Source organism: Streptomyces sp. NPDC052109 (genome assembly GCF_040680195.1).
GTDB lineage: Bacteria > Actinomycetota > Actinomycetes > Streptomycetales > Streptomycetaceae > Streptomyces.
The window spans coordinates 15449-34507 of record NZ_JBFAWF010000014.1 but is presented as its reverse complement, the minus strand read 5'-3'; the positions used below and the strand labels follow the sequence as shown (position 1 = coordinate 34507).

The 19059-nt window shown below is 69.8% G+C and carries 16 protein-coding genes and 2 pseudogenes; 6 read left to right on the top strand and 12 right to left on the bottom strand.

What is annotated here, in order from left to right; translation table 11 throughout:
- Positions 1-132: 132 nt before the first annotated feature.
- Positions 133-1022 (bottom strand): annotated as a pseudogene (locus tag AB0L59_RS26090) (IS5 family transposase).
- Positions 1023-1058: 36 nt separating this feature from the next.
- On the opposite strand from AB0L59_RS26090, the gene AB0L59_RS26085 reads away from it, so the two are divergent.
- Both AB0L59_RS26085 and AB0L59_RS26080 read left to right on the top strand, forming a co-directional pair.
- Positions 1059-1688, top strand: a complete 630-nt coding sequence (locus AB0L59_RS26085) for a class I SAM-dependent methyltransferase (protein WP_365588023.1) — start codon at positions 1059-1061, stop codon at positions 1686-1688.
- Between the two features lie 450 nt (positions 1689-2138).
- The gene (locus tag AB0L59_RS26080; protein WP_365588021.1) at positions 2139-3125 is read left to right on the top strand and encodes a L,D-transpeptidase; all 987 of its coding nucleotides are present in this window, start codon (positions 2139-2141) and stop codon (positions 3123-3125) included.
- 130 nt (positions 3126-3255) lie between these two features.
- Here the strand turns inward: AB0L59_RS26080 and AB0L59_RS26075 are convergent, their stop codons facing one another.
- Together AB0L59_RS26075 and AB0L59_RS26070 are read right to left on the bottom strand one after the other, a co-directional pair.
- Complete coding sequence (locus tag AB0L59_RS26075) at positions 3256-3528, bottom strand: hypothetical protein (RefSeq protein WP_365588019.1); 273 nt, start codon at positions 3526-3528, stop codon at positions 3256-3258.
- 117 nt (positions 3529-3645) lie between these two features.
- The gene (locus tag AB0L59_RS26070; protein WP_365588016.1) at positions 3646-4971 is read right to left on the bottom strand and encodes an epoxide hydrolase; all 1326 of its coding nucleotides are present in this window, start codon (positions 4969-4971) and stop codon (positions 3646-3648) included.
- An 860-nt stretch (positions 4972-5831) separates the two neighbouring features.
- On the opposite strand from AB0L59_RS26070, the gene AB0L59_RS26065 reads away from it, so the two are divergent.
- The 3 genes from AB0L59_RS26065 to AB0L59_RS26055 all read left to right on the top strand — a co-directional run bounded on the left by AB0L59_RS26065 (position 5832) and on the right by AB0L59_RS26055 (position 7679).
- Positions 5832-6113, top strand: a complete 282-nt coding sequence (locus AB0L59_RS26065; RefSeq protein WP_365588013.1) for an ester cyclase — start codon at positions 5832-5834, stop codon at positions 6111-6113.
- A gap of 570 nt (positions 6114-6683) precedes the next feature.
- Positions 6684-6875 carry a hypothetical protein gene (locus tag AB0L59_RS26060; protein WP_365588010.1) on the top strand — a complete coding sequence of 64 codons (192 nt, stop codon included), beginning with the start codon at positions 6684-6686 and terminating at the stop codon, positions 6873-6875.
- Positions 6876-7346: 471 nt separating this feature from the next.
- A complete protein-coding gene (locus AB0L59_RS26055) occupies positions 7347-7679 on the top strand; it encodes a helix-turn-helix transcriptional regulator (RefSeq protein WP_365588008.1) in 333 nt (110 codons plus the stop codon).
- Between the two features lie 59 nt (positions 7680-7738).
- On the opposite strand, the gene AB0L59_RS26050 is transcribed toward AB0L59_RS26055, so the two are convergent.
- From AB0L59_RS26050 to AB0L59_RS26030, 5 genes are all read right to left on the bottom strand, one after another.
- Entirely contained in the window at positions 7739-8389 is a 651-nt protein-coding gene (locus AB0L59_RS26050; RefSeq protein WP_365588005.1) for a hypothetical protein, read from the bottom strand.
- 1119 nt (positions 8390-9508) lie between these two features.
- The gene (locus AB0L59_RS26045; RefSeq protein WP_365588382.1) at positions 9509-10750 is read right to left on the bottom strand and encodes a GMC family oxidoreductase; all 1242 of its coding nucleotides are present in this window, start codon (positions 10748-10750) and stop codon (positions 9509-9511) included.
- On the bottom strand, positions 10683-11369 hold the full coding sequence (locus tag AB0L59_RS26040; RefSeq protein ID WP_365588002.1) for an FAD-binding protein: 687 nt from the start codon (positions 11367-11369) through the stop codon (positions 10683-10685). Before AB0L59_RS26040 ends, AB0L59_RS26045 begins: the two co-directional genes overlap by 68 nt.
- On the bottom strand, positions 11366-12760 hold the full coding sequence (locus AB0L59_RS26035; RefSeq protein ID WP_365587999.1) for a hypothetical protein: 1395 nt from the start codon (positions 12758-12760) through the stop codon (positions 11366-11368). The genes AB0L59_RS26040 and AB0L59_RS26035 overlap by 4 nt, the downstream gene beginning before the upstream one ends.
- Positions 12757-13470, bottom strand: coding sequence for a GntR family transcriptional regulator (locus tag AB0L59_RS26030; protein ID WP_365587996.1), 714 nt, complete (start codon positions 13468-13470; stop codon positions 12757-12759). The genes AB0L59_RS26035 and AB0L59_RS26030 overlap by 4 nt, the downstream gene beginning before the upstream one ends.
- Positions 13471-14334: 864 nt before the next feature.
- Between AB0L59_RS26030 and AB0L59_RS26025 the strand changes: the two are divergent.
- A pseudogene (locus AB0L59_RS26025) lies at positions 14335-14895 on the top strand (GNAT family N-acetyltransferase); the annotation flags it as partial.
- A 426-nt stretch (positions 14896-15321) separates the two neighbouring features.
- Here the strand turns inward: AB0L59_RS26025 and AB0L59_RS26020 are convergent.
- The 4 genes from AB0L59_RS26020 to AB0L59_RS26005 form a co-directional block, all read right to left on the bottom strand.
- The gene (locus tag AB0L59_RS26020; protein WP_365587993.1) at positions 15322-15804 is read right to left on the bottom strand and encodes a DUF6114 domain-containing protein; all 483 of its coding nucleotides are present in this window, start codon (positions 15802-15804) and stop codon (positions 15322-15324) included.
- 84 nt (positions 15805-15888) lie between these two features.
- The gene (locus AB0L59_RS26015) at positions 15889-16419 is read right to left on the bottom strand and encodes a DUF6230 family protein (RefSeq protein WP_365587990.1); all 531 of its coding nucleotides are present in this window, start codon (positions 16417-16419) and stop codon (positions 15889-15891) included.
- A 610-nt stretch (positions 16420-17029) separates the two neighbouring features.
- Positions 17030-17176 carry an AAA family ATPase gene (locus AB0L59_RS26010; RefSeq protein ID WP_365587987.1) on the bottom strand — a complete coding sequence of 49 codons (147 nt, stop codon included), beginning with the start codon at positions 17174-17176 and terminating at the stop codon, positions 17030-17032.
- 306 nt (positions 17177-17482) lie between these two features.
- Positions 17483-18148, bottom strand: coding sequence for a hypothetical protein (locus tag AB0L59_RS26005; protein ID WP_365587984.1), 666 nt, complete (start codon positions 18146-18148; stop codon positions 17483-17485).
- Positions 18149-19059 lie beyond the last annotated feature (911 nt).

The window sequence follows — 19059 nt, the reverse complement described above, 5'->3', positions numbered from 1 at the left end:
CACATCGGCCGCCGGGCCCCGTCGGCCGGCGACGAGTTCCTCGCCGCGCATGCAGAGGCCGCGCGGGTCGGACCGTGTCCACCCGCCGGGCGATCACGCCGGTCGCCCCCCTAGGGCCTGTCTGACAAATGATCACCCGGCGGGCTCGCGGAGCCACAGGACCAGAGCTGCCACAACGATTCCAGCCCGATAGCGATCGGCGAGCTTGTCGAACCTCACCGCGATCGCACGGAACTGCTTGAGACGGGCGAAGCATCGTTCGACCACGTTGCGGTTGCGGTAGATGTCTTTGTCGAAGGCGGGTGGGCGACCGCCGTGGGTTCCGCGTCGCCGGCGGTTGGCCATCTGGTCGCGGCGTTCGGGGATCGTGGCAACGATGCCCGAACGCCGCAGCAAGTGGCGTATCGCCCGGCTGGAATATGCTTTGTCGCCCAGCACCCGCGCCGGTGTCGTGCGAGGTCGGCCCGTAACGGCGTGCGGAATGCGGATGCTGTCGAGGACCTGGCCGAGGGCGGTGGCGTCGTTGACGTTGCCGGGCGTGAGCACGATGGACAGTGGGAGGCCACGGCCGTCGACGGCGAGGTGGACCTTGGTGGTCAGCCCGCCCCGGGACCGGCCGAGGGCCTGAGGCTCCTGCGAGCGGCCCGGATCTTCCAGTTCGTCCCCGTCTGCGGCCCCTTTTTACGGGCGCCTGCCGCGTGCTGGTGCGCACGGTTGATCGTGGAGTCGATGGAGACGGTCCACTCCACCCGGCCCACCGTGTCGTCGCGGGCCTGGACGTATTCCAGCGGCTTTGCCCAGGTCCCGTCCGCTTCCCAGCGGGCGAACCGCTCGTAGACGGTCTGCCAGGGTCAGTACCGCTCGGGCAGATCGCGCCACGGAGCCCCGGTCCGCAGCCGCCACAGCACCCCGTTGACCACCTGACGGTGATCACGCCACGGACGACCACGCCCATCCACTCGCGGCAACAGGGGCTCTATTCGCTCCCACGCCGCATCCGTCAGCTCACCTCGACCTGCCACAAGATCAATGATCAGACCGGCTATAGAGTCCTGCATGTGGCGAATCATCATGACGAAACCAGGGCGGCCTACGACGGAGTCGTCGAGCTGTACGCGTCGCTGTTCGCAGACCGGCTGGAGACACAGCCGTTCGCCCGGGCCATGATCAGCACCTTCGCCGAACTGGTGCGCGCGACGGGCAACCTGCGGGCAGCTGACGTCGGGTGCGGGCCCGGGCATCTGACGGCCATGCTGCACGAGCTGGGCCTGGACGCCTTCGGGCTCGATCTCTCCCCCGGCATGGTCGACCACGCCCGGCGGGCCCATCCGGCGCTGCGATTCCAGGAGGCGCGGATGGAGTCTCTGCCGATCGAGGACGGTGTGCTCGGCGGTGTACTGGCCCACTACTCGATGATCCACACCCCTCCGGAGGAACTACCGGGGCTGCTCTCCGAGCAGGTACGCGTTCTGGCTCCGGGTGGTCTGCTCCTGGTGTCCTTCTTCGGGACCGACCCACCGGAGCCGGTCTGGTTCGACCACAAGGTGGCGCCTGCCTACAGCTGGCCGGCGGACCGCCTCGCCGAACTGCTGGCCGATGCCGGGCTCGTTCCCTTCGCCCGACTGCTCCACGATCCGGGCTCCGAACGGGGCTTCCTCGACGCCCACCTGCTGGCCCGCCGTTCGTAGATCCTGCCCGGCAATACCCGCCGGACGGTCGTAGCACCTCCGCACTGCCGGCTCGGCGGACGCACGCTGATTCGACGGGAATTGTCAGACAGGCCCTAGGACGAGCTGCTCACCGTCGGGCGGGCCCCCCGGCTGCGGCGCGGACGCGGGGGTGGGCGTCAGGTGGATCAGCACGACTTGACCGTGCGGGGACAGAGGAGCCACCCACTGCCCCAGCCCGGCAGCAGCAGCCACCGCCTGCTGATGCCGCGACTGTCAGAACGCCTAAAAGATCACCGTCGAGGGCGCCGCTCGCCGTCCCGACGAAAGCGCTCGCTCCCCTCCGACCGATGCGCACGGAGTTTTGAGACACGCTTTACCCCTACACACGCAACTGCGGGCCATGCCCACGTTGTCTGACAGGCAGTCGGGCTCGTCAGGGCCGAAGAGCGAGAGAGAGCGGGGCAGGTCGTGGGACGGCGCAAGGGCAGCATAGGGATCGCACTCATCACGGGTGTGATGCTGGTGGGCGCGAGCGCCTGCGGCGGGGCGGGCAGTGGCAAGGCGAGCGGGGACGACGCCAAGGCGTCGGGCACGCCGAGTGCGAGCGCCTCTCCCTCACCGACGAAGCCCGCCGGTCCGCCGATGCTGCTGGAGACGATCACCCCGCAGACCGGAACCACGGTCGGCGTGGCCATGCCGATCTCGGTGGTCTTCACCAACCCGGTGGCGGCAAAGGCACGGGCCACGGTGGAGAAGCACATGAAGGTAAGCACCTCGCAGCCCGTGGACGGCGCCTGGCACTGGTTCGACGACAGGCGCGCCGACTGGCGACCGAAGACGTACTGGCCCTCCGGCACGAAGGTGAGGATCGACGCTGACATGAAGGGCGTCAGCAACGGCAACGGTCGCTACGGCGTGCGCACTTACACGCATGACTTCACCATCGGCGACGATGTACGCGCGGATGTCTCGGTGACCGGCCACACCATGAAGGTCACCCGGAACGGCAAGCTGCTGCGCACCCTGTCGATCAACGCGGGCAGCGCCCAGTATCCGACGTGGAACGGCACCATGGCCGTCATCGACAAGCAGGAGAAGGTCCACATGACCTCCTGCAGCGTGGGCATCAGCTGCGACAAGGGCAGCCCCAACTACTATGACCTGACTCTGCCCTGGGACGTCCACCTGACCCAGTCGGGCACGTACGTGCACTACTCGACCGGCGACCCGTATCCGGGCAGCGGCAGCGCCCGTGGTTCGCACGGCTGCGTCCACCTGTCCATGTCGGACGCCAAGTGGTTCTACGGCCAGGTCAAGCAGGGCGACCCCGTCACCATCACGGGCTCGCCCCGTGCCAAGGCCCCGGCCGACAACGGCTACGCCGACTTCAACCTGGGATGGGACGAGTGGCTGGCGGGCAGCGCGTCCGGGGAGGGGACGACCGCGACGCTGTGACGCGCCGCTACGGCGAAACCGGTCAGCACTCGACGATGTGAACCGCGAGGCCACCGTCGCAGTCGTCCATCGGGCTGATCGGAGGCCCGAAACGAGAAACCGCTGGGCGGGTCCCGCGTCACTGTACGGGCTACAGCTCGATGTCGATCCGCTCCGCGTCGGTGTACTCCACGCCGACCCCGTGGGCCCGGGCAATGCCGGCGCGGATGCGCGCCTCCGCCGGGCCCTCGGCCGCGATGCGCGGCAGCTGGGGTCCGGTGGCGCCGTGCCCACGGCGGTGAACAGGCGCCCGGCCCGGCCGGGTGAGGGCCTGGGCGATGTCGCGGATGCGGACGTCGTCGGTGGTGGTCCCGGGGCCTGTGGTGAAGCCGGATGCCCGGCGTACCCGGTCGACGGTCGTCATGGTCCCCCCCTCACGCCCTTGCAGACATCAATCGCCGTGCACCACTCGTACTACACCCCACACCGTCGGACTCGCTCCGCCGGAAGGCACTGTCAGACTCTCTCAGATCCTCACGCTTCACTTTCCTGTGGCCCCTCGTGAGCCGCGCAGGGCCCTGAACGCGGCCCGGAGCTCGCTTGTGAAGATGTCCGGAACTTCCCAGGCTGCGAAGTGGCCACCGCTGCGGACCTGGTGGAAGTAGAAGAGGTCGTGGTAACTGCGCGTTGCCCAACTCCGTGGTGCCTGATAGATCTCTCCGGGAAATACAGTGATGGCGGCCGGTATGGACACCGACACGGCGTTGAAGTTGTTGGCGTTGTTCTCCCAGTAGAGACGCGAGGAGGAAGTCGCGGTGTTCGTGACCCAGTAGAGCGTGATGTCGTCGAGCATCTCGTCTTTGGTGAGAACGCGCTCGGGGTGGCCACCGCTGTAGGTCCAAGCGGCGAACTTGTCGTACATCCAGGCGGCCAGTCCGACAGGGGAATCCGTCAGCCCGTACCCCTCGGTCTGTGGACGGGTGACCATCATCGCCGAATAGCCGGATCCGGTCTTGTAGAGGGTGGCAAGTTGGTTGTAGGCGGCCTTCTCGTCCGGGCTCAGTCCGGCTGGCACGGGTTCACCGCAGGCGAGTTTCTTGGCGATGTCCGGCGGGACGGTCGCCGGAAAATTGACGTGGATTCCGAGCAGTCCCTTGGGCTGCTGTATCGCCATCTTGTCCGAGATCACCGCACCCCAGTCGCCGCCCTGGGAGACATAGTGCTTGTACCCCAGTCGTTCCATCAACACGGCCCAAGCGCGCGCGATGCGGTCGGGGTTCCATCCGGTGCTCGTCGGCCGTTCCGAGAAGCCGTAGCCGGGCATCGACGGTATGACGAGGTGAAAAGCGTCCTCGGCGCGTCCTCCGTGGGCCGTGGGGTTGCTGAGCGGCTCTATGACCTTCAAGAACTCCAGGACGGAGCCGGGCCAACCATGGGTCAAAATCATGGGAAGTGCGTTCGCGTGGCGAGAGCGGACGTGTATGAAGTGTATGTCGAGTCCGTCGATCTCCGTTATGTACTGCGGCAACGAGTTGAGTTTCGCCTCGATATTCCGCCAGTTGTAGACTGTTCCCCAGTAGCGGGCGAGTTCCCTGATCGTGGCCAACTGGACGCCTTCGGACTGATCGTTGACCGTTTCCCGATCGGGCCACCGTGTCGCCATGATGCGTCGCCGTAGATCCGCAAGGTCCCTTTCCGGAATGTTCACACGGAAGGGGCGGATGCTTTGCCTCTTACTTGTTGAAACCGACTTGCCGAGGTAGCCCATGACCTGCAGGCCGAAAGCACCCGTTGCTGCCACGGTCCCCGCGGTGGCCGATGCGTGGATGAACTTCCGTCGAGAATACGTCCGGAGAAATTCAGGCACGGCGGATCTCCTAGGATCATCCCATCGGTTCCGGTGAGGGTATGAGTGCGCGGGGGAATCGCTTCACATAAAGGTTCAGCTCATCGTCGCAAACAGGAGGTCTGCGCGCGCAGGCTCCCTGCACCGCGAGGACCGAGCTCGTCCCGGGGTCGCGTGGACACCAGACGAATTCACACTACGGACCTGTTACTAATTGTCACGATACCTAGCTCTGTGTAGTTTCGCAATGTGAGGTCACGAGCCGCGAACCGGCGCCCAACGGGAGCAAGGACGGTCGTGGGCCCAGAGCAGCGGCGGGCGGGGCGGAGGATCCTGCACCGGTCGGTGGTGACGTGCCGGGCAGACGCAGTGAACAGCCGGAACCGGAAGCGGCACGTTATCCCAGAACCGGGCGGAGCCGGTCAGGGCGAGCATGGGAATTCACACCGGCAGGTCGAGCGGGATGTGCACGATCTCCAGCCCGACCTTGAGGGTTTCGGGCGGGGACGCAGGTCCTTGGGCGATGGCCACGAGACATGGACGGCATCCAGTCCCACCAGGCGGGGACGGGCGGTGCACGTGATCGATCAACAGAGACTGAGCCGGCTCGTCCGGTGAGCGGAAGCCGCATCGCGTATGCCACGAGGAAGGGCGCCGGCCCTTCCTCGTGGCGCGGGGCCAAATGGCGTTGACATAGGGCTGCTTGGGGAAGTTGCATGCGGGGTACCCGCTTCTCGCCCAGATGGAGGATCGCTGGTGACCGTTGCCACGCGTGAGGTGTTCGAGCGCTACCACGCCTGCTGGGAGGCCCGCGATCCCGACCGGATCGCCGAACTCCACACACCCGACTCGGTTTCCATCTCCACTCCGGCCAGGCACCCGTGCGGGGCCGGGAGGCCATCCGGGAGGCAGCGGCCGCCATGTTCGGCCTCGTGCCGGACCTGGCCTTCGAATTCGTCTCACTGCGCACCGGTGAGGACTTCTGGGTCGTCCAGTGGAAACTGACGGGCACGGCCGTCTCCGGCGCCGTGGTCGACGTCGACCTCGCCGACTTCGTTCTCGTCGAGAACGGCGCGGTGAAGGAGAAGCACTCCTATGTAGACGGGATGGCCATGCAGGCCGCTCTGACTCCCCCCAAGGCGTCCGAAGCGCAGACTCGCTGAGAAGGAGCCGCACCCACAGGCGACACCTGCCGAAGGATGGCCCTCCATAACCGCCTTCGTAGCGCCCAGCAGCCCCCGCCACCCCGAGCCGCTCGTCGATCTCCTCGCTGGCGCCGATGGGGCACTCGGCGACGACGTCCTCGCCGAATCGACGACATCGTTCCGCTCCGGCGTCGACGTGCACCCCGACGACTTCTCCATCGACCCCACCCCGCCATCACCGACAAGCGGCTGCGCCGCCGCTGACACGCATGACTGCGGACGACATCCTGGCGGGAGAACTGTCCGCGCCCGGCGCCGCCGTTCGCACCCGCTGGGTAGCCCACTAACGCCCGTCACCACGGCACCGTCACCGGCGAGAGGCTTCTGTCGCCCGGCCGTCGGCGAACTCACCCTCGTCCGCGGGGCCTGGACATGGCCGTCGGACCCGGCCTCACCCTCGCCACCTACAGCGCTCAACCGGGCCGGCGCCCCTTCGACGCAGGCCTGTGCCTCCTCGCCTCCTGGGCCCCCGCGCAAGAAGCCTGCGCTACCACGGAACCGTTCGCTGCCAGCTGACACACTGAGGTCATGCGCAACATGACCCTGGCCCGTGGCGCGAGCCCCGCCCGCGCCTACATCGAGCAGCTGCTGCCCGGCGTTCTAGACGGCTCCATCGCCCCCGGCCGCGTCTTCCACCAGGAATTCATCCTCGACCAGGCCCCCGAGGCCCACCGCGTCGTGGCCGACCGCCGGGTCGTCAAGGCCCTCCTCCGCCCTTGACCTCCACGGGAGGACCGGCCGCCGGGCGCGAAAGGGTGGTGGCCGGTCTCGTCCGTGCATCCCACGAGCGGGGCACGGACGCCGCGGCGACTGCCGGACCGGTCATGTCGTACGGATTGTGTTCCCAAGGCGTACGGCGCCGTCCGCGGTGCCGATGGCCAGAGCACTCACAGCGCATGATTCCGACCTGCCGGGCGCCCGTTGCGGGGGCTGTCCGTATCGGCCCAGGTCCGACAGGGACGCCCCCCCGTACAGCCGGGCGGCGGGCGCACAGCCAGGCAGCAACGCGCCGATCGTTGACCCGATCGGGTGACTCCACGTCAGTATTACCGTGCGCTACGGCAGGTCAGCGCCTTGGATGGGGCGTATTGGGCGTAGATTCCTCACCAACCGAGTTTTTAGCCCTAGCTAAAGGTGGCATGCTGATGGAGTGGCAACGAGCGTTGTCTCTCCATGAGTTGGGGGTGAATCATGGGCATCTTTGCCCGTGACGAGAGCCGGACGACCTTAGCGGCTTCCCGGATAGCGCGACAGGCGACGGCCTCCCTGGCCGGCCTGCTGGCAGGGCAGGGCAAGACCCGCTCCGAACTGGCGGCGGCAATGGGCGTCAGTCCCGGCCGCGTCAGCCAGATCATGTCCGGCGACGCGAACCTGACCGTGCGGACCCTCGCCGCCGTAGCGGAGGCGCTGGATGCCGATGTCCAGATCACATTCCGTGCCCGACCGCAGTCGACGGACGCCAAAGCCCGCGGCGGTTCGGACTCGTCGCTCCTCAGGAGCAGCGGACTCCCCGCCCATCGCTGAGCCTCGCCGACCGGCACCGGTGCCGCAAGGCGAGGCCGCTCACGGCCGGCCGCCTTCCTTCAGCGGGTGAGCCACCGGTCGAACCAGCGACGCTGCGGTGGCAGAGCCGGACTGTGGAACGCGTCGTTGGACATCGCCTTCGCACGCAGGGTCTTCAGCTCTTCGTTCTCGCTGCGGTGGCCGTGAGCGTACGCGAAGCGCAACAGATGTCCGCACTGCGCGAGAGCGGTGGCGAACGCCTGGCGACGGGCGATGAGTTCCTCGTCCGTCGGTTCCCGCTCACCCTGACGGCACGCCTCGTCGATCCCTGTCTGCACGTCCAGCGCCACGTCGATCGCCGTCTCCACATCCGTGTAGATAGCGTTGATGATCTTGGTCTCGGCGGCAAGGGGATGCCTCTCCAGCAGGTACAGCCTGAGATCGTGGACGAACACCCTGAGCTGGGCAGACGCCTCGATACCGCGAAGAAATCGGTCCGACCAGTCGCAGGCGTCGAGATGCACACGCTGCACCAGCCGCTCCCTCACCAGGGCGATGCCCAGTGTCATGAACTTGATGTACGGCTGCGCCGCCTCGTCCTGTTTCCGTCTCGGGAGTGCGGTGGCCCCCGTCGCGGCGCCGGCGATGACCGGAGGAATCCGCGCCGCGTGCGGCAGCAGCACCACCGCGCCGGCCGCCACCCCACCCATCAGCGCGAGCACGAGGAGCATCAGAGAAGACGACGCCCAGCTGCCCAGCAGCCGTCCCTTCCCGGAGAACTCGCGTGCCAGCCCCACCCAGGCGATGGCCGCGCTCACGGCAGCGGGTAACACGTAATCAGCCAACCAGGTGTGGTGAAGCCAAGTCATCGACGGCGCCCCCAAGACGTTCCACGGACAGGCCAGACCGCCATCAGCGTGCGGATGCCGAAAGGCCTCCCTCCCGCCATATGTCACACCAGCGCTCAACCCTCTCGCTGCCCACGTGTCGCCGAGCTGCCGCGAGTGGAATTTGATGATGTCAGCCCAGGTGATACCACGCCGTTACATTCAGCGACAATTGACCAGCGTGTCTGGCCCGTCCCCGAGACGCTGCGGAACCGATCCCTGCGAAAAGCCGCGCCGGCCCCGCGGGCAGCGCTCGCCACGCCCGTGGAGCCGGACGCAACAACTCCCCCACGCGGCCTTCCCCGCCAGTCCAGGGAGCAGTGACGGTGTCCGCCGCGGTGGTCACCGTACCCGCCTCGATGTCGTGCCTGCCGGCCCCAGGGCGCCGGCAGGATCCGAGCCGGGCCGGGCCGGCGGCCCAGCGGGACCGCGCAGGGGACCGTCACACGCGCGAACCCACCCGCCCCGACCCGCTCGCCCTCGACCTGGGCACCCCCTCGAAGAGCTACGCGGCCGCAGGTCGCCGCACGGCACCGGTTGGTCCCCATGAGACTCGGCAGACGTCTGCCCGAAGCCCCGGTATGCGGGATGCTCGGCTTCCGGCTCGTGGAGGTCGAGGAGGTGCCGGCCGCATTCGAGGGCGAGCCCGGGGAGCACCCAGCCCGGGGTGAACCTCGTCAGGTCGTGTCGGCCGCCACCTCGACGCTGCGCTGCGAGGGCCGGGCCGTCCCTTTCGGCCGTACGACGGAGACCGAGGTAGCCCGGCTCGTCGAGGCGGCCGACGGCAACCCGTGTGCACACGGCACAGCTACCTGCGCTGTCCGAGAGCAACTGAAGGGACAAGGACGACCGGCGTCTCCCGACGCGCCGCCGGCCATCCCTCCCGTCCGTTCGCACTGCTGCCCGGACCGAACGACCGGAATCCGGGCCGCTGGGGTGCCTTCGAACCGTGCCGCGCCCAGGTCAGCGGGGCTCCGCCACGAAACGCCCCGTGATCGCCAGGGACGCGGCCATGATGCTCAGTTGCGGGTTCACCTCCGGGCAGCTCGGCAGTACGGAGCCGTCGGCGATCAGTACGCCGTGTACGCCCCGCAGGCGTCCCTCCGGGTCGGCCGGTGACCGCTCGGGGTCGGTGCCGGCCGCGGCCGTGCCCGTGGGATGGAAGGCGGACACGTGGAGGTGGCGTGCGCTCACCGTGTCGAGCAGTGCATCGAGTTGGGCAGGGGTCCGGGCGCGCGGGGCATGTGGGACGCCGGTGAGCACCTCTTGGGCGCCGGCGGCGAACAGCAGGTGTCCCATGGCCCGTTGGGCACGCAGCAGCCGCCCGGCGTCACGCTCCGCGAGATCGTAGCGCAGCAGCGTGCGGTCGCGCCCCAGGACGCGGCCCGAGGGCCGGTCGGCGATCATGGCGCCCAAGGTCGCCAGCCGGTCCGTCTGCTCGAGTTCGCGCCGCAGTTCGCGACCGACGCCCGGCAGGACGAAGGAACTCATGCCGGGAGGCGCCGCAGTGGCCTCCATCAGGATGCCTTCGGCGTGCAGGTGCTCCACTCCGACGCTCTGCAGGACGCCCTTCCAGCCGGTGACCGGGTGGCTGAAGCGGCCCGCGACGCTGATGGCGGGGTGCACGCTCAGGTTGTGGCCCAGCCGCGGGTGTCCGCCCAGGCCGGAGCGGCGCAGGAGCGGCGGTGTGTGCAGGGCTCCGGCGGCGACCACGACCAACGGGCTGAGGATCTCCAGTTCGCTGCCGTCCGCGCGGCGGGCCATGACACCGGCAGCGCGTGGGCCGCCCGGGCCGTCGCGGTCGGTGAGGATGCGCCGTACCCGGGCCCCGGTCACGATGCGGGCGCCGGCCGAGCAGGCCTCGGGCAGCACGGACAGCTGGACGCTCTGTTTGGCGCCGGTCGGACAGCCCACGACGCACTGGCACGAGCCCCGGCAGCCCGGGGCGTTGCGGCGCAGGGGCGCGGCGGTCCAGCCGAGCTGCCGGGCGCCGGCGAGTGCGAGCTGCCCGTTGTTGCCCAGGACGTCCAGCGGCTGGGGCGCCACCCGCAGGGTGCGTTCGACCTCGTCGAGGTGGGCGTCGAAGCCCTCGGCGGCCGCGAACCCGTGGTGGTGCAGCCAGCGGGCGAGGACGTGGTCAGGTGTGCGGTAGCAGGTGCCCGAGTTGACTACGGTCGTGCCACCGACCGCGCGGCCGACGGGCAGTACCAGCGGGGGGGTTGCCGACGGCGATCGTGGCTCCGCCGTCCCGGTACAGGTCGATGAAGCGGTCGAGCGGCGCCCGTCCTGCGAACGACGCGGTGCTGTGGTGCTCCCCTTCCTCGAGTACGACGACGCTCAGGCCGGCTGCCGCGAGCGTCCGGGCCGCCATCGCTCCGCCGGCGCCGGATCCCACGACGACCGCGTCGGCGGTGGAACGCGTGGGCCAGTGGGCGGCCGGCGTGCAGTCGAGTGGCGGGTCCTCGGGGGCGGGCGCCGAGGGCGGGGGGACGTGGTGCAGGAGCCGTTCGGTGCCGGCGGCCAGCAGCACCGGAACCTTGACCGCGTCCAGCAGCGGCAGCAGCGCCCGGTGAGAGGCGAGCGAGGCCATGACGTGCTGCCGCCCTGCCGCATCGAGCGCGGACAGCCGCCTGCCCGTGCGGGAAACGGCGTAGGCGTCGATGGCCGCGGCCGCGCCGCGTACCGCTCCTCGTGCCGGGGCGGGCATGGCGTCGAGCAGGGCCACGACGCGCCGGGGCACGGCCCCCGGCCAAGGATCCGTGCCGTCGTCCGCGAGGACGGCGGCGACAAGGCCGGTCAACCAGCGGCGAGTTGGGGACCTCATCGCTCGCCGACCTCCGCGTGGGCGGTTCCCGACAGCCGCCATACGGCCTCCGTCCGCCATCCGCCCCGCCAGCGCTCCAGGTGCACGTCCGCGTCCGCCCGTTCGCTGTTGCGGCACACCGCGGGCGAGCCGTCCGGATCGGTGTAGTCGAGTGCGAGTGTGTGCTCCGGTGGCTGGTTCACCGTCACCCGGATCCGGCGCAGGCCGGCGCGGCCCTCAACGCGCCATCGCGGCAGGCCGATGTCCGCCCGGAACCGGCCGATGCCCGCCCAGCCCACGGCAGTGCGCTCCGCTCTCCGGGGCCATGTGCGGCCGTTGCGGTGCAGGCGCAGGAACACCAGCGGGGGCAGCCGGTCGAGTCCCCGCCGCATCGACACCGCGGCGACGATCTCCAGCAGGTCGCCGCCGCCCAGATCGGCGTGGAGCCAGGCCCAGCGGCGGGCGTTGCCGTGGCCGTAGATGCGGGCGCTCGCACCGGGCGCGTCCACAAGTCGTAGCTCGCCCGTACCGTGACGGATGGTTCCGGTGTAGCGGGCGCGCGCCGCGGGCAGCATGTGCGAGGCCGGCAGCCAGGGGTGCCGCCAGGACCAGCGCGGAAAGGTGTGCAGCGTCGGCCCCTGCGGCTGCTCGCTGAGCGCCCAGGTGAACGGGCCGGCCGTGCCGGTGAGACGGCCGGGGACGGCGTGGATGTCCCCGGCGCTGAATCCGTGTGGTTGCCGCTCCCAGGGCGTGGGTCCGAAGCGGGCGTGTTCCACCGGGCCGCCCTTGGAGAAGACGGCCGCCCAGCCGTGCGCAGAGGGGGGTGAGCCGTCGCTGGGTGCGACGATCTCGTGGTGCAGCCAGACGCCGGTACCCGTCGCGGGATCGGTCAGCGTGGTGTACCAGACCTCCGTGCGCCCTGGTGTGCCGTCCCAGCGCGGCGCCAGATGCCGGTCGGTGGTGGGTTCTGCCTCGCGGGGGAAACGGAAGCCGGCGAGGAAGGGGATCAGGCCTGTGGCGAGGGGGAAACGCAGGGTGCCCGCACCGATGCGTTCCCCGTCCTCGTACAGGGTGTACGGCAGTACGGTCATCGAGCGCAGGGGGCGCTTGAACGACACCGACTTCCAGCCGTCCAGCAGCAGGCGCCGGTCCTGCAGGTCGAAGCCGACCCGGTAGCGAATCCTGCGGCGCGCCAGCGGTGAGATCTCCAACTCGCCCACGACGTGCGGATCGTCGGTCAGTCCGGCTATCCGTATCCGGCCGGTCAGTCGGGCCTGCGTGGTGCGATGGGGCAGCAACATCCGGTCGGCGTGCGCCACGAGGTCGAGCCGGACGGGTCGGTCGGCTTCCTCGCCCACCAGGCGTACGCGGCCCAGCATGATCTCCTTGAACGCTGTTCCACGCGAACTCATCGGGTGGCCTCCCCGCGTCCTGATCGCGCCAGGCCCTCGAGCATGATGCGTTCCGTCGCCGACAGGTAGTCGCCGGCGGCGGTGCGGGCCGTCTCCTGGGCGCCGGCCGCCACGGCTTCCACCACGGGCGCCAGACGGTCATGGGCGGTGCGGGCGTCCTCGAAGGGCGCCACGAGGGCGGCGCGCACCGGCATGTACGCGTTGAACAGTGTGTTGGTCAGCAAGACGTACACGCGGTTGCCCGTGGCCCTGGCGAGTGCCCGGTGGACCTCCGCGTCCGCCAGCTGTGCCTCCTCACCGCCGTCCGCCTCCCCGACGGCCTCCAGCAGCCGGCGAAGTTCGGCGGTCTGCTGCGCCGTCGCGCGGGCCGCGGCCCGTTCCGCGATCAACGCGCCGATGCTGCGGCGCACTTCGAAGATCTCACCGATCCAGTCGGGGCTGTGGCGCACGAGCATCGGAAGCAGGTCCGCCCCGCCCAGCCGCAGGAAGTCCCGTACACGCGTGCCCACTCCATGACGGGTCTCCAGCAGCCCGGCGTGCACCAGGCGACCGAAGGCGTGCTTGAGCGTGGTGCGGGTGACACCGAACCCGTCGGCGAGCTCACGTTCCGGTGGCAGATAGCTCCCGGCCGGATGCCGCCCGGCGAGTATGTCCTCGCGCAGCTTCCTCTCCAGCACATCGACGATCGTCTCGCGCGGCAGTGCTTCCATTCCCGGCCTCCCACAGCACAGTGGATCAGTGGCTGAGCCACTGAACCAATGACGGGCCCCGGAGTCAATGGCCTTGCTGTAGCGGGCAATTGCCAGCCCCGGCCTCAAGTCGACAAATCACCCGCCTTGGACACGGCACGCGTCGATGGGGTTCTCGGCCGGCCCGAAGCCAAGACCCGCTCCGGCCGACCTGGCCCGGACGCGTCGACCGGCGTGCAGATCGGCAGTGCCACCTCGGGGTTGCCGGCCAGGCCGGGGCACCGGAAGCCACGGGTGGATGACCGCCCCGGTGCCGGCAGGACCGGTCACCCCGGCGGCGGGTCGCACGTCACGGCGGATGCCCCGCGAAGGACCGCCGCATCGTACGGGTGCGCCGGCCTCGCCACGCACCGAGTTTCCTGCCGGCCGTCGCCACCCCACGTCCGTCACGGGGAGCCGGCCGAAAGTCCCCCGTTCCGACCAGCGCGGCCGCGACGGACTGCCCTGTCATCGCGATGACAACCACTTGGTCTTTCATAGTTGTCGGAAGATGCGGATGCCTATCGGCGTCGCAGAGGAACGCGCCCGTGCGCGGTTCCAGGATGACCGCCTGGCCCTGAGACGAGTTCACCGACGATCGTGAAAACGCCGCGACCGGAATGCGGGACGGTCCACCATGATGCCGGTCTCTCCGGCGAAGAGTCAGCCTCACCGCCGTCCGCAGCCCGAACCCAGAACGGCGGGCGTCCGTCGTACATCACGGCGAGGGTCGGCTCAGCGACGTCGTGCGGACCGAGAAGCGCCCGAACGACATCCCCGTCCAGCGCAACCGGCGCGGCATCGCCTTCGAGGGAATTCCCAGGGCGGGGAGCATACTCTCGACGGATGGACGAGATCGCCCTACGACTGGAGGCAGACGCCACGGCGTCAGCCCCCGGTCTCGTACTGCGCCCCTGGAGGGCGACGGACGCTGCCGAACTGGTCGAGCTGTATCGGGACGACGCCCTGCGCCGATGGACGAGCTCAGTCGTGCATGACGAGGCGAGCGCGGTGCAGTGGATTCAACGTCAGCAACGGGGATGGATCACGGGAGACCGCTTCGGGTTTGCCGTTGTCGAGATCCAAACTCCAGGCGGGGATGACCAGTTGACGGGTCACGTGGTCCTCAAGTACGGCACACCGGGTGCCTCGTCGGCCGAGGTCGGCTACTGGACCGCGGCGCACGCGCGCGGCCGGGGAGTTGCACCCAGAGCACTGCAGGCGGTGACGGGCTGGGCCTTCACCAGCTTTCCTGCTGACGAACTGACGCGACTAGAACTGCTGCATCAGGTGGACAACACGGCATCGTGTCGCGTCGCGCAGAAGAGCCGGTACGCACTGACCACGCTACTGCCCGCCGCACCGCCCGCCTTCCCCTTCGCCGGTCACCTGCACGTACGGGCCCGTGACCTCTGCCCCCACCGGGCACCGGCCCTCTCGCCGCGGACGGCTCGCCGCGGGCAGCCGGTCACCTCACGAATCCGTTCCGGACCAACTTCTGCAGCTGATGTCACGGGCGACGTGCATGGTCACACGCAGGTCCCCGCGGACACCACCATGGTTGCCGGCGGCCGCCGGGTTCACAGACGCGGCCCCCTGTCGACGCCAGCGTCACGACCGGCGGATTCCCGGATCGTTCGCGCAACTCGGGCGCAAGCCCCTGCTTGTCCCGACACCAGCCTGACCACGACACGGGTTGCCGGCGGCGCTCCGGCCGGATCATCCGAGCCCGGCGACTGCGAGACGCGCGCAGGGCAGCTTGGATCTCTGGCAGCGGCCGTGTGCACGGAAACCCGCCGGTCCTGCAGAAGGCGCAGGCGGCCGGTGCGGTGGTCAGGCGCCGCTTCCGTCCTCTCCCGCCTGAACCGCTGGAGCCGTGCGGTCACTCGGCCGGTTCGACGGCTCGTCGGCCGCAGGCGGCATCCAGGCGCAGGCCAGGGAGCCACCGATCAGGCCGGAGGCCACACCGAGGAAGAGACCGCCGAAGTTCGCGACAGGAAAGGAGACGAGGGCGAGCAGGAGGGTGGCGATCCCGGCGAACACACGAAGGTGGGGGCGAAACCAGAGCGCGACGCCGAGTGCCAGGAGCAGGACTCCGATCACCAGGGACCCGGCACCGGACGTGGTCGACAGGGCGAGGGGAACCCCGGCCGGGTCCAGGTGCGCGTAGGGCCAGTAGAGGATCGGCAGCCCGGCGACGGTGGTGAACAGCCCGGCCCAGAAGGGGCGTTCTCCCCGCCAAGTACTGAACTTGATTCGGAACTCCCCTGCTGCGGGGAGCAGTTCACGTGGTCTGCCGAAGCCGTTGGTGTTCACGCGTCCAGTCCTGATCGGTGGTGTCGTGACCGTGAGGGGGATGCGGGTCCCGGGCCTGTGGCCGCCGCACAGAGGGGACCCGCGTCATGGGCATGCGTGGTTGCCCTGCTCGAGCTGCAGACGCAGACCCGGAACGCTGAACGTGCCGGTGGAGACCGCGACGGCGCTCACCCGCACGTCGGTCAGGGTGGCTGACACAGCCTGCTGGCCGACGCCGTCAGGGTCGAAGTACGGCGAGTTCTTGTCTCCGGAGTTGACCGGGCCCTTGGTGATGGCACCCTGGGCGACACCGATGTCGAGGCCATTGAAGTTCGTGCTCTTGGCCGTCTCGGCCGTCGCGTCGATGAACAGGTCCGACGCCTCGGCCGGCCGGTCACCGCCGGTGAGCCGCAGAGTCTGTGTGCCCAGCACCGGGATGTCGACGAGAAAGGACTGGCACAGCCCGCTGAGCGTCGCGTGCCGGAATCCGGTGACCACGACAGGTACGAGTTCGTGCTTCCTGGTCACGTCGACCATGCCGTAGAGGCTGAACCCACGAGCGGTCAAGGAGTCGGCGGTGACCTGGAATTTCCGGCCGGAGATGAAGAACGAGGCGGCGAGTGCTCCTTGCGCCATGGCGATGCCGACCGCCGCGCACGCTGCGACGCTGGGCAGAAGGACCAGTGCGAAACGCCTCCAATGGGTTCTCCCGGCGCGGTGCGACATCCTGTCTCCTTCAGTGATGAGGCGAACCCGCCAGTGCCGAACAAGGGCATTTATGCTTATTCGTCCGGTGATGGATCCTAGGGTTCCGCGTGCGGCAACCGCCTGCACTCCAGGCCCGCCGTACGAGTGACACAAGCGTCGCCGGGCTCTTCGGGTGACGGTGGCATGCAGCCTGTCGGGTGACACGAGACCCTTGTGAGGTCTCATGGGGGTGGGCCGGAAGGGCGAACACGGCATCCTCAGCGGGGTCGCTCCGCTCGGCCGCCCTGGTCCGTGCCCGCCGACCGGGGGAGGCGTTCGAGACCGAGTACGACGCACGGGAGGATCAGCCCGCCGAAGTCGATGACCGGCATCGCCACCCACCCGGCCGGACACGTTCCGACGTCGCCCGATCGGACTTGAGGTGGACGACGAGTTCCCAGCGGCAGCCGTGGCCTTCGACCAGTGCCTTGTAATGGTCTCGGGCGGCGCGAATCCGGAAGCTGTGGTCCCCCACGACATCGCGCCCAGCCACCATCAACTAGACCAGCTGCTGCCACTGCTCGCGGCGGACCTCTGCCTTGAGCTGGCCGAACGCAACCGCTCGCACCAACTCCATCGCGTACGTGGTCTTGCCCGCACCCGGGAGGCCACACATCAGCACCACCGTGATCGATCGCCGCGTCACGTAGTCAGGTGAGGCCCGAAAACACGCCCTCCTCCGTGCGCCAAGGGCGCCCCGCCGGGCGAGGGACCCACCGCAGCCGACCGGCCAGGCCTTCCCATGCGGTCAGAGCGCTGGCGGAGTCCCTTCGCCGACGCAGCCCCCGAACGTTCGATACCGGGCCGGCACCGGTCGACGGGCGACAAGCCGACATCTGTCCCCCCGCATCGTCCGCGCGGACGCGAGAGCAGTCGATCCCCGGCGGTCACGCCTGAGCAGCCGACGACCTGCGCCGCGACATCGCGCCGGGAGGCGTCCCCGAGCGGCGGTTCACCGCGCTCTTCCACGGACTCTGGGCGTGCCGGGGTTGGGCGGGCGAGGTGTGCTCACCGTCGTCGTCACCCGAACGAGGCAGGGCCTGCGCGGTGTCGAGCCGAATCCGAACCGGACCGGCGGTCGTACGGGGGTGAGGGCGCCGAGGTCCCGTCCCTCCAGGACGGCGGTCGCCGCGGTGATCCGACGCAGATCGTGTGCGCCGTACCACTCCTGACGTCCACCGCCGGCCGTTCCACGGGTGCGCGCGCCCAGCAGCAGGCGGGCCGGCAGGTCCGTCACCCGTGTCCAGCCGGGACTGCCGGCCAGTACGCCCGGCACCGCCCGCAGCAGCAGCCCCGCAGGGCCGCGCCGGCCGACGGTGAACCGCAGGTCGAGCAGCGGGCCCGCGGTCACGGTCCAGTAGTCGCCCGTGACGCGAACCCGTACGGGGGCGACGCGCGCCTCGTCGAAGACATAGGTGCCGGCGATGAAGTCAGCCGTCCGCCGCGTGGGGGCGAGCAACAGACGGTGTCCGTCAGGCCGTTCCACCATCACGTCGCCGAACGAACCGAAGGGGGAACGGGCCCAGTGGCCGAGCACGAGCCGGGTGCCGGACGTCGTCCCGATGCCGGCGATCCAGCCGTCGAAGCGCAGCCGGACCGGAGGCCTGGCCCGGCGCATCAGCGTGCCGCCGCGGTGGTTCGGCTCATGCGCCCGTGGCGCACCGGGGGCCGCCCGCGGCGGAGCCGTGCCGGCGGCCGGGCCGCCCGCAGCGCCGCGTCCACCTGTGGGACCGGCCAACCAGCACCGGGTTCATGCCCGCCTTCTCGCTTGGGGCCGCACGGGACGGGAGACGCCGATGCGCACCCTGCCGACCCCGTCCGAGAAGTGCACCAGCGGCTCGTCGGCGGGCGGAGGCAGCGCCGCGAGGTCAGCCACACGTCGCGGCGGGTGGGCCGGATCGACGCTCCAGGACGGACGGTCAGGCGGTACGACGGCCCGCGACTCCCTCGGGCCCCGGCGTAGGTCAGGACGTCATCGCCGCGCGACAACACCAGGCGCCCGAGGTGGTTCGGCGCCCCGATCGCGCGGGCCGCGAGCATCACCGGGCCCGCCACCTCGACGGACAGGAACCACAGCCCGTCCCGGCCGTCCCGCCCGCCCGCACACATGTGTACGCAGATTCGTCTCCGCGAAGGCGGGCAGAGCGGCGGGGGCAGTAGACGCTGTACCTGGTCAGGGCGGTAGGCCCAGTGCACGAACGTCTGGGTGAGCCAGCGGGCACGCAACGCCGGGACGTGCACACGCTGCTCCGGCCCGTACGACACCACGCACACCGACTCCCCCGGAACTCCACGCCGAAACCGGCGCCGGCCTTGCCGAACGGGCAGGCGGCTACGGCCGCGTCACACACCAGGCAGACGACGGTCCGGCGGCGCATGCTCCGCCGAGCGTGGCGATGACGTCGGCCACATCGCGTGTCGAGGCCTGCGGACCGCCGGCGCCGACCGGCGACACGGCCACTCGTCCGGCGGGAGCCGCGTCGCGGTCAGGGCGTGCCGTCCGGCGGCAGGCTGGGCACGTCGGCGCGG